The 10,646-nt window shown below is 34.9% G+C and carries 7 protein-coding genes and 1 pseudogene; 4 read left to right on the forward strand and 4 right to left on the reverse strand.

Translation table 11 applies throughout. The features are described 5' to 3' along the window. Positions 1 to 286: 286 nt before the first annotated feature. Positions 287 to 1,411, forward strand: coding sequence for a beta-ketoacyl-ACP synthase (locus ACN4EE_RS02060; RefSeq protein ID WP_431704734.1), 1,125 nt, complete (start codon positions 287 to 289; stop codon positions 1,409 to 1,411). Positions 1,412 to 1,455: 44 nt separating this feature from the next. Here ACN4EE_RS02060 and ACN4EE_RS02065 read toward each other — a convergent pair whose 3' ends face one another. Together ACN4EE_RS02065 and ACN4EE_RS02070 are read right to left on the reverse strand one after the other, a co-directional pair. Continuing rightward, positions 1,456 to 2,364, reverse strand: a complete 909-nt coding sequence (locus ACN4EE_RS02065) for a septal ring lytic transglycosylase RlpA family protein (RefSeq protein WP_431704735.1) — start codon at positions 2,362 to 2,364, stop codon at positions 1,456 to 1,458. Between the two features lie 318 nt (positions 2,365 to 2,682). Then, positions 2,683 to 2,832, reverse strand: a complete 150-nt coding sequence (locus ACN4EE_RS02070; protein ID WP_431704736.1) for a hypothetical protein — start codon at positions 2,830 to 2,832, stop codon at positions 2,683 to 2,685. Positions 2,833 to 3,028: 196 nt separating this feature from the next. Between ACN4EE_RS02070 and purM the strand changes: the two genes are divergently transcribed. Further along, entirely contained in the window at positions 3,029 to 4,051 is a 1,023-nt protein-coding gene (gene purM / locus ACN4EE_RS02075) for a phosphoribosylformylglycinamidine cyclo-ligase (protein WP_431704737.1), read from the forward strand. Between the two features lie 65 nt (positions 4,052 to 4,116). Here purM and ACN4EE_RS02080 read toward each other — a convergent pair whose 3' ends face one another. Continuing rightward, entirely contained in the window at positions 4,117 to 6,999 is a 2,883-nt protein-coding gene (locus ACN4EE_RS02080) for a DNA methyltransferase (protein WP_431704738.1), read from the reverse strand. Between the two features lie 122 nt (positions 7,000 to 7,121). On the opposite strand from ACN4EE_RS02080, the gene ACN4EE_RS02085 reads away from it, so the two are divergent. After that, on the forward strand, positions 7,122 to 8,729 hold the full coding sequence (locus tag ACN4EE_RS02085; RefSeq protein WP_431704739.1) for a Na+/H+ antiporter: 1,608 nt from the start codon (positions 7,122 to 7,124) through the stop codon (positions 8,727 to 8,729). A gap of 149 nt (positions 8,730 to 8,878) precedes the next feature. Then, a complete protein-coding gene (locus ACN4EE_RS02090; protein WP_431704740.1) occupies positions 8,879 to 10,081 on the forward strand; it encodes a VWA domain-containing protein in 1,203 nt (400 codons plus the stop codon). A 183-nt stretch (positions 10,082 to 10,264) separates the two neighbouring features. Here ACN4EE_RS02090 and ACN4EE_RS02095 read toward each other — a convergent pair. After that, positions 10,265 to 10,646 (reverse strand): annotated as a pseudogene (locus tag ACN4EE_RS02095) (peptidylprolyl isomerase); the annotation flags it as partial.

The raw sequence follows: 10,646 nt of genomic DNA on the forward strand, positions 1-10,646 counted from the left end.
ATCAGGTGTCAGGTAAAATACTTATAAATCAAAGTGTTTAGTCTAATTGTTGGTTTTAAGAGATGTTTCTTATCACGCTATTATTTCTCATAAATGATTTAGGATTGCTATAATAGATTTTCTAACCCAAAAAAATGGCTATATTTCTTATCAATTATAGTTTTGAGTTAAATACAATTTCGAGAATCAAAACGCCCAGCTTATTAAGGGGAATTTAGTTTAAATTTCTCATAATTTCTAAATTCGATCGATGTCTATGTGCCTGTATCTAGTAAATTGTTAATTAATGGTTAAAATTGTCGTTACAGGAATTAGTATTTTATCCTGTTTAGGAGATACCCAAGCTACTTGGGAAGGGGTGATAAATGGTATTTCTGGTATTAAGTTTCATCAGCCTTTTGATTATTTTCCCCCTTTACCCCTCGCTTTAATTAATTCTCATCCTTCTTTGATTGATGATGTCACTACGACATTGATTCAAGATTTGCTAATTCGATCGAACCTTGAGTTACCCTTAAAAGATACAGGTATTGTCGTGGGTTCGAGTCGTGGTTGTCAAAGTCATTGGGAAAATTTCCTTTCTTGCCCTAAATCCCGTTTTTCACCTCCTTGGTTGAATACTTTACCCTGTCAACCATCCTCAATTATTGCTCGTTATATTCAGAGTAGCTCGATCGTACTTTCTCCCACTAATGCTTGTGCAACGGGATTAGTCACTATAGCTCAAGGATACGAATTAATTAAACAACAACGCTGTGAAAGAGTCATTGTCGGTGCGATCGAAACCCCCGTTACTCCATTGACTATGACAGGATTTACGCAAATGAAAGCCCTTAGCAATATGGGATGTGATCCTTTTGGCAAAGCGAGAAATGGTTTTGTCTTGGGGGAAGGAGGTGCATTGTTAGTATTAGAAAGCGAAGCCTTAGCGAAAAGTCGTCAAGCTAAAATTTACGGTGAAATCTTGGCATGGGGGATGAGTTGTGATGCTCAAGCTATGACAGCCCCCGAAAAAGAAGGTTATACCGCCATAAGTTCGATCGAACAGTGTTTGCAACGCTCTCAAATACAACGCCACGAAATCGATTATATCCATGCCCACGGCACTGGTACTATATTAAATGACCAACGAGAGGCGAAAATTATCAATCAGCTATTCCCTCATTATCCCCAAGTTAGCTCAACTAAAGGAGTAACAGGACATACTTTAGGTGCATCAGGGGCGATAAGTACCGCATTAAGTTTATTATCCTTAGATAGACAAATTCTCTTACCTAATACAAGTCTTTCACCTTCAGAATTTGAGCTAAATTTTTGCACTAAATCTCAAAAACATCCTTTAAGGAAGATACTTTGTTTTAGCTTCGGTTTTGGTGGACAAAATGTAGTAATCTCGATCGGAATTAATTGATCAAGACTATTACTTATCACTTATTACTTATTACCTATTACCTATTAATTGAGTACCTGCATAGAAACAGTACCAACACCACTACCCTTTAAACCGATGGCACGGGCTGCACCAGCAGATAAGTCAATAATGCGTCCTCTGACATGGGGTCCTCGATCGTTAATGCGAACGATTACAGAACGACCATTTCTGACATTGGTTACTTTAACTCTAGTGCCAAAAGGGAGGCTACGATGAGCGGCAGTGAGGGCGTTTTGGTTAAATTTTTCGCCACTGGCGGTTCTGCGTCCATGAAATCCGGGGCCATACCAAGAAGCAATACCTTGAGCGGCTCTACGGAGACTTTTGACTCCAGCACCTGCCAACTCATCAATTTTACTGTCAGCTTTTACAATTTGCTTTCCTTGAACTTCTGTTAAGGGTAAACCATTACCCATCAGACGACGAAGACGATTAGTTGCTTGTAAAGCATCATGGGTTTTGTTTCTAGTAGCATCTGGTAAGATGACATTATTATTGATGCGGATTAATTCTTCTTGTCGGAACTTTAGGGAATAATCTTTAGTCGTAGATTCCCAAGCAACGTTAATTTCGTTGGCATCAATATTTTCGCTAGATAGTTGATCAAGGCGTTGTGCTAATTTTGTGGCTTGTTCGATCGCACTGTGTTCGGGACTATCTAAAAACGTTAGTAGAGGGATATTTTGAAAATGTAGAGTGACGGCGTTAGTATTTTTGTGTTGATGGGGGTAGAGTTTAACGGTGAGAAATTCTGGGATGTTGAAAGTCGAGTTTCTGGCAACGACGTTATTTACTGATGATAATGCTGTTTTATCTTGATTTTGGTGAGAATCAGCTTTGACATTAGGAGCGAATAAAAATCCAGTTGCTCCTAATCCTAAAATAGTTGTTAAAGCCGAAATGACAGCCTTTTTCCAAGTTTTGTTACGCATAATTTTTCTAGTAATTGAATACAAAAAACCTTTAATGTTAGGTGTTTCGGTGTCTTTACTCCTCGTAAATTTAATAAAAGTAAGTATTTTTGCTTGTTTGCTTAAACTAAATTAACATAGGATTTTTCATCATGGGATTACGATTTCTTATTTATAGGCAGTTGTAATATTTAATCTAGTTATTTTTGTTGATATTTAAAGAAAAGTAAGGTATAATTATAAGTTTATTGTTTTGTAAAATGATAATTTATGTTTTGAAAAACTAATCAATAGATAGAATAATTGTATTAGTCAAATGTAAAATCAAAGAAATAGCTGTTAGTGGAAATTGCCATAACACAAATTTTCGTCCACAAAAGAATTTCTGGAAAATAACTCAGGTTCGATCGCGCAGCGCCGTCTTTGACGATCGAGCCATTTTTGACTGTATGCTAGACTGATAAGGGCAAAGATTGACGAAAAAAGCAATTAACGAAGAAAAATTCAACCAAGACAAAATAGGACGAAATTAAGAATTTTTCTCTAGGAAAAAACTAGATAAAGGTGATATGATCTGTAATGAAAGTATCAATTTTTAGGACAAAAATCCGATAAGAAAAATTGATCAGTTCATCAGATAAGATGAAATCGATAGTAAAAAATTATCAAAAAGAGTAACTAAAATATGGATTATAAACAGGCAGGAGTTGATGTTGAAGCGGGGAGAGAATTTGTTAAAAAAATCACCGACAATGTAGAAAGTACTTATAGAAAAGGCGTTTTAGGCGGATTAGGTGGCTTTGGTGGTTGTTTTGAAATTCCTCAAGGTTATCAACAGCCTGTTTTAGTTTCTGGCACGGATGGAGTGGGTACAAAGTTAAAGATTGCCCATGAGTTAAATCGCCATGACACGGTAGGCATTGATTTAGTGGCGATGTGCGTGAATGATATTTTAACCAGTGGCGCCGAGCCTTTATTTTTCCTCGATTATTTAGCTACAGGCAAATTAGAGAGTAATCAATTAGCAGAAGTTATTAATGGTATCGTTTCAGGATGTAAAGAAAGTGGTTGTGCTTTGTTAGGAGGAGAAACTGCCGAAATGCCGGGGTTTTATCAGTTAGGAGAATATGATTTAGCTGGTTTTTGCGTGGGGATTGTGGAAAAAAGTAAAATCCTCGATGGTAGTAAAGTGGAAAAAGGAGATGTGGCGATCGCACTTTCTAGCAGTGGTATCCATAGTAATGGCTTTTCCCTCGTGAGAAAAATTATTGAAAGTAATGGTTTTAGTTGGCATGATAAACCCGAAGAATTGGCAGGGCAAACTTTAGGGGAGGTGTGTTTAACTCCCACTCGTCTTTATGTCAAACCCGTGTTATCGGCGTTGCAATCGGGTTTAGGAATTAAGGCAATGGCACATATTACGGGGGGCGGTATTCCCGAAAATTTACCCCGTTGTTTACCCAAAAACCTCTCGATCGAGGTAAAATTAGATAGTTGGAAGATTCCGCCAATTTTCCAATGGTTAGCCAAAACGGGCAATGTCAATCAAGAGGCGATGTTAAATACCTTTAATATGGGGGTAGGTTTTGTGGTGATTGTCTCAGAAGATGATGTCACCGCAGTCCAAAATCATTTTACTAACTATAATATAGAAACAAGTTCGATCGGTCGAGTGATAGAAGGAGATAGTTCGATCGTTTTTTGTTAAAAATTCATGACGGTAATGAAGGATGGTTTTTTTTACTTAGTTTTTTTCTGTAATAAAATGGATCATTAATTTTCTCTTTTAGAAATAGCTATATTTAAGTTTAATAATTGCTCTAAAATATCCCCATTTTCATCGAAATTATAGGCTTTCATTACTAACTTATCTAACTGTTGATGGAGTTGATATAATTTACTACTAGGCTCATTAAAAAAAGCATTATATAACTGAGTAATTCCCCATGATTTTTTATTCATTTGTTCTGTTCTATAATCGTGTAATTCTATCATTTTATCCCTTATTTGTTGCATAATTTTTACTGCCCCTTTATCCCCAAAATTGGGGACTTTTTCTTTCCTGACTCCCCCAGAATTGGGGGCATGGGGGCAAGTGGGAAATGGGAATGTTTCAAAACAAGTGGTATTAGTATATCTTAAAGTTTCCCCTAAAGTTGAACTTTGAGCCTTAACCCAAAGACGATGGATATTTGATGTTAAAATACCTAAAATATAAAAATCATCCGAAGCAACAATAACCGTTAAATCAGAAGGTAATATCTCACTATTAATGGGTAAAAAAATAAACCATTTAGACACTCTAGGAATAGCTAAATAAAAAGATAAATTTTTGATAACATCTCTCATATTTAAGCGATTTCCTTCATATTGCCACCAATTAACTTTTAATTTTTCATTACGATTATTTTTCCTTTCTTCGGGAATTGTTTTTTTCACTCTTTCAAAAGCTAAAGGATAGTTACTTGCTTCTTCTAAAGTTAAATTATCAAAATCGATAATCCATCGGCTAGGTTTTCCATTAGGATTTCTGGCTAAATCTTTGGCATCTAAAAAAGGCTTAATAACTCTTTGATAAATACTATTTTGATTAATCCATTTTTGAGTCTCTTTTTCCGTGATAATAAAACCTTTTCCACAAGGAGAAACACCCTTAAAAGCTAAATTTTTGTTACTATTTAATTTTTGTGCTTGACTCACATCAACAGAAATTGTCAGGGAAGAATTTATCTGTTTAACTAATTGATTATTCAAATAATATTCTGTTGGTTTTTCATAACACCAATTGACTATATTTACATAAACTTTTGCATCTCCTGACCATTTTTGATGAGTAAATGCTTCATAAATATAACCATTATTATTTACTATATAATCTAAACTCGCATCACGTCCAATATTTTGAGAAATAGAATTAGTTGCTACTAACCCAATTCTATGATTTTTACCTAAATTATCATGACTTTTTCTAAACCAATAAACACAAAAATCAGGTTGCCCTTTTACTTCTTTAAATTTACGATAAACTTTCTCTGCATAATCATCTCCAAATTCTTTTCTTATCTGTTTTCCGCCTAAAAAGGGAGGATTTCCGATAATTGCATCGGCTTTTATCCAGTCTGTAAATAAAGCATCTGTACAAATAATATTGTTATCTAAACTGTCTAAAGGTAACGCAGGTTCGGTTAAATTAAACTTGTCAATAGCTACTTTTCTAGCTATCATTAAAGTAACTTTTGCTAACTCTACCGCAAAGGGGTTTATATCCATACCATAAAACTGATTTGGAGTAACAAAACTGATATTAATTTGTTGATTTTTACCCTTAGTTTTCTCCTTAATTTTGTCTAATAATAATTGCTCAATTCTCTTTAATTCTTGATAGGCAACGTAGAGAAAATTTCCACTACCACAGGCAGGATCGAGTATTTTATATTCTTGTAATTTAAGTTGTAAATTAGTTAATTCTTTAACGGTATTTGCACTGTCGATTAATTCCTCCCAATATTTACTAATAGTCGGGCGTACAATTTTCATAATATCCGCTTCGGAAGTGTAGTGCATCCCGTAGCTATGTCTCTCTTTAGCGTTAACTGTACCTTCAAAAATGTTACCAAAAATGGCAGGGCGAATTTTACTCCAGTCTTGCCTTGCAACGGTTGCCAATATCTCTAATTCTGGCTTGGTAAGTTCGATCGAATCCACTATACTAAATAAACCACCGTTAAAGTATTCCACTCCTTGATATTTTCCGGCAGGAGTGACTCCCTGATGATTCATTTCACGGAATAAACCTCCTAATATATCGTAACTACTCGCACCTTCTAAGCATTCTTCTACGCAACGCAAAAAGAGGCTATCGGGTAATAATCCTCTGTCTTCGGCAAACATTGCCAAGACGCATTGGAGGATAAAGCGTTGGATTTTGAGGATAGGATTTGCCCCTAAATCCCCAAGAGTGGGGACTTTTTCTGTTGTCTCTCCCCCAAAATTGGGGGTAGGGGGGCGATTTCCTTGAGAATGGGAGAGATTGTTTGCCCCTAAATCCCCAAGAGTGGGGACTTTTTCCGTTGTCTCTCCCCCAGAATTGGGGGTAGGGGTACGAAAATTAAGTCTTTGTTGGAGGATTTGGAATAATTCCCCTAGTCGTCTTCCTGCTTTTTCGGTAACGTCAACTTGGTTGTTATTAAAGATGGGTTTACTTTCTACCCTTGCCATGAAGTTAAAGGCAGAGTAGCGTTTGCCTAAGTCTTCGATCGAAACTGTATCTACAGGTTCATCTAATTGTAAGTCAAAGTCAAAAATCCAAAATTCATCAAAGTTGCATAATATCACATAACGAGGTCGATCGGGTACAAGTCTTGACCAATATTCAAAGGCTTGGGCATAATGTTTCGATAAGTCTTCCCCTCGCTTTTTCATCTCAATCAGTAGCTTGGGTTTCCAGACTAAATCCGCAAAGCCAGTATTTTTCTTTTTACTACCCTTTTTTATGGCTTCTTCGTATTTTGCACCTGCTTCCAATGCACCATCATAACCGAAAGCCTGAAAGAATCGATCGAGAAATATTTGGGCTTCCTTCCTTTCTTGCCCTGTAATGTGTTGTTGACAAAAGGCAATAAATTTTTCGAGGTTATCTTGATGGTTGTTTGTCATGGGAAAGAAAACGATGATAAAGTAAGCTACTTTGTATTATAACTTATCCGTAGGTGCAAAACTCTCAAAGTTTCATAAAGTTTGATAAAATGCAATGGTTCAATTAAAGTTATAGGCTTAATATGGCTTCTTCACTTCATCAACTCTTAACTATCAGTGATTTAACTTTAAATACTTTTTTCGCAGAGATTTCTATTGAAGAAAATTTGCAACAGTTTTTGATTGTTTTATCTGTTTCTTTATCCGTTGCTACTATCTCTCGTTTTTCTAGTTGGTTTCGACAAATTCCCTACACTTTACTTTTAGTAATAGTGGGTTTAGGATTGGCATTTGTTAATATTAGATTAGTCGATTTATCTCCTGAATTAATCTTAGAAATATTTTTACCACCATTATTATTTGAAGCGGCATGGAATATCAAATGGGAGGAGTTAAAAAAGAATTTTCTCCCTGTGATTCTTTTCGCTACCATTGGGGTAATTATTTGCATCATAGGGGTTTCTTTTTCCCTAAGTCATTTTACTTCTATGCCCATTTCGATCGCACTTTTGGTAGGGGCAAGTTTATCGGCAAGTGATCCCGTTGCTGTGGTAGCATTATTTAGGGAATTAGGTGCTAGTAAAAAACTAACAACTTTGTTAGAAGGGGAAAGTTTATTAAACGATGGTGTTGCCGTTGTTGCTTTCATTTTACTGGTAGGAATACCCCTCGGACAAGATACATTTTCATTTACTGATTCTATTATTCAATTTACCACTTTTGTCGGCATTGGAACTGCTGTCGGCTTATTAATCGGCTTTGGAATTTCTTATTTAACCCAAAGATTTGATTTACCCTTAGTAGAACAATCATTAACATTAGTCTCCGCTTATGGGGTATATTTAGTAACAGAAAAATTAGGAGGTTCTGGGGTAATTGGAGTTGTGGTAGTGGGCTTAATTTTGGGCAATTTTGGCTCAAGAATTGGCATGAATCCCCGCACCCGTTTAGTCGTTTCTGAGTTTTGGGAATTTCTCGCCTTTTTAGTTAATTCTATCATCTTTTTATTAATAGGTGATCAGATTAATTTTGCTGATTTAATCACTCATTTAGATGTGATTTTTGTGGCAATTATTGCTTTAGTTACCACGAGATTTATTGCCATTTTTACTTTATCTTATATTAGCAATTTAATCACAGTCAATGATGTTAATTTACGAGAACAAACTATTCTTTGGTGGAGCGGTTTAAGAGGTTCAGTTTCCATTGCATTGGCTTTAAGTGTACCCACAATTTTATCTCAACGTCAAGAAGTAATTGAAACAGTTTTCGGGGTAGTTTTATTCACTTTATTAGTACAAGGTTTAAGCACTAAATTATTTTTAGAGAAGTTAAATTTAATTGGCAATCAAGTCCTTAAACAGGAGTATTCTGAATTATTAGCCCGAAGATTTGCCTTAAATAAAGTCTTGGATTATTTAAAATCTATTCCCCTTGATAAAACTCCTGAAATTGATCCTGAATTTTATGGTTATGAACAAAAGTTGATTGAAGGGCAACTAGAAAATATCAAGGAAAAAATAGTAGATTTACAGCAAAAAAATCCCGAATTTAAAACTATTTCTATAAAAAAATTAAAGGAAAATTTACTTAATATTGAGGCGGATACTTATGCAGAATTAATTTTAAAGGGGGAATTAAATAAGGAACTCTCTCCCATTTTACAGGAAATTATCGCCAAAGAACAATAAAAAATTATAGATATTGTGTACACTAGAGATATTAGATGATTCGATCGTTAAAAGTAGTGCTTTGTTGTTTCAAAAAGTACACATTATCATAACTACTGTAGAAGAGCCGTTTTATTTTTAACAAAAATTCTCAAAGAGGAATTTACATCATGAAAAAATTTAATATTTTATTCATCACATTAGGGGCTTATTTTTGTTTTGTTATAGCTAATAATATTTATGCGAAAGCCAATATTAAAAATGGCGAAATTATTGATAATAAACTGCCAGAAAATATAGCCCAAATTCAAAATAATGTCACAGATAATCAACCAAAAATTCAAGTGGCAATTTTGCTAGATTCTAGTAATAGTATGGATGGTTTAATTGAGCAAACTCGCACTCAAATTTGGTCAGTTATTAACGCTGTTTCTAAAGTCAGAAAAAATGGTAAAATTCCTGTTTTTCAAGTGTCTCTTTATCACTATGGCAATAATAGTTTACCATCAGCAGAAGGCTTTAATCGAATGTTAAATGAACTTTCTACAGATTTGGATAAAGTTTCAGAAAATTTGTTTAGTATCCAAACTAATGGCGGACAAGAATACGCAGGATGGGTTATTAATTCAGCAGTTAATGAGTTAAAATGGAGCAATAATCCCCAAGATTTTCGAGTAATTTTTATCGCAGGAAATGAGCCTTTTGATCAAGGTACTGTGGATTGGAAAAAAGCCATTAATTCTGCTACTCAAAAAGACATAATTGTTAATACTATTTATTGTGGAGAATCAGAAAATACAGAAAGTAATCTTTGGGCAATGGGGGCGAGTCAAGGCAAGGGGAATTTTTTTAATTTGAATCAAGATGAAAAAGTTGTCGTAATTCCCACTCCTTATGATGGGGAAATTGCTCGATTAAATCAAGAATTAAATGATACTTATATCCCCTATGGTAATCAAGGAAGGGCGAGTTTTGAAAGGCAACAAGCACAAGATATGAATGCTTTTTCTAGCCCAAATCCTTCGGCTGGATTAGCTCGAAGTGAAGCTAAAGCAACAAGTAGTTATCGTAATTCTAGTTGGGATTTAGTGGATGGAGTGGCAGAAAATGGGGTAGATTTAAACAGTGTTGATAAAACTACTTTACCTGAAAATTTACGCTCTTTAAGCTCTGCTGAAATAAGAAAAATTGTGGATGAAATGATGCTCAAAAGAGAGCAAATTAAAGCTAAAATTGCTGAACTTGCCCAAAAAAGATTGGATTATATCGCTAAAAATACTCCTAAAGATAATATACAAGCTACTCTCGATCGATTGATGATTGATAGTTTATATAAACAGTTAGAAGCAAAAGGTTTTCAAATTCAACGGTAAATAGTGAATAGTTGATAGTGAATAGTTGATAGTGAATAGTTGATAGTGAATAGTTGATAGTGAATAGTGAATAGTGAATAGTGAATAGTTGATAGTGAATAGTGAATAGTGAATAGTGAATAGGGGAAGATTTGAATTGTTAATTGTTAATTGTTAATTACTAATACCCTTTCAATATCAAAACTAAGCTAACCAAGCCTCAAAGGCGATACCTTCAAGGTTAAAACTATTGGCATAATTAGTAATTACACTTTGGGTTTCTGGTTGTGCGGTATAAAGATACGCTCCTCCCCCACTACTTTGAAAACGAGTAATACTATCAGTCATTTGTGAACCTGCACCGTAGGCATAAAAGGCAACACCTTCCTCAATAAACTGAGGATAGTTCGATCGAATCGCCTCACTTTCCGCCTCTCCTGCATAAATATAACCCCCCATTAAATCAGTATTACGGAAACGATTAAAGGCGACTAAATCATCATTTTCTGTCTGGGAAACATAAAAAGCCAATCCCTCCTCTACAAAGTTATTACTATAGTTAGTTAATACAGATTCTTTTTCTTCC

The organism is Geminocystis sp. CENA526 (assembly GCF_050753365.1).
GTDB lineage: Bacteria > Cyanobacteriota > Cyanobacteriia > Cyanobacteriales > Cyanobacteriaceae > Geminocystis.

What these genes read in the sequence shown, in the direction of transcription:
- ACN4EE_RS02090 (WP_431704740.1), top strand. Translation starts at nt 8,879, where the DNA reads ATGAAAAAATTTAATATTTTATTCATCACATTAGGGGCTTATTTTTGT.
- purM (WP_431704737.1), top strand. Translation starts at nt 3,029, where the DNA reads ATGGATTATAAACAGGCAGGAGTTGATGTTGAAGCGGGGAGAGAATTT.
- ACN4EE_RS02080 (WP_431704738.1), bottom strand. Translation starts at nt 6,999, where the DNA reads ATGACAAACAACCATCAAGATAACCTCGAAAAATTTATTGCCTTTTGT.
- ACN4EE_RS02060 (WP_431704734.1), top strand. Translation starts at nt 287, where the DNA reads ATGGTTAAAATTGTCGTTACAGGAATTAGTATTTTATCCTGTTTAGGA.
- ACN4EE_RS02085 (WP_431704739.1), top strand. Translation starts at nt 7,122, where the DNA reads ATGGCTTCTTCACTTCATCAACTCTTAACTATCAGTGATTTAACTTTA.
- ACN4EE_RS02065 (WP_431704735.1), bottom strand. Translation starts at nt 2,364, where the DNA reads ATGCGTAACAAAACTTGGAAAAAGGCTGTCATTTCGGCTTTAACAACT.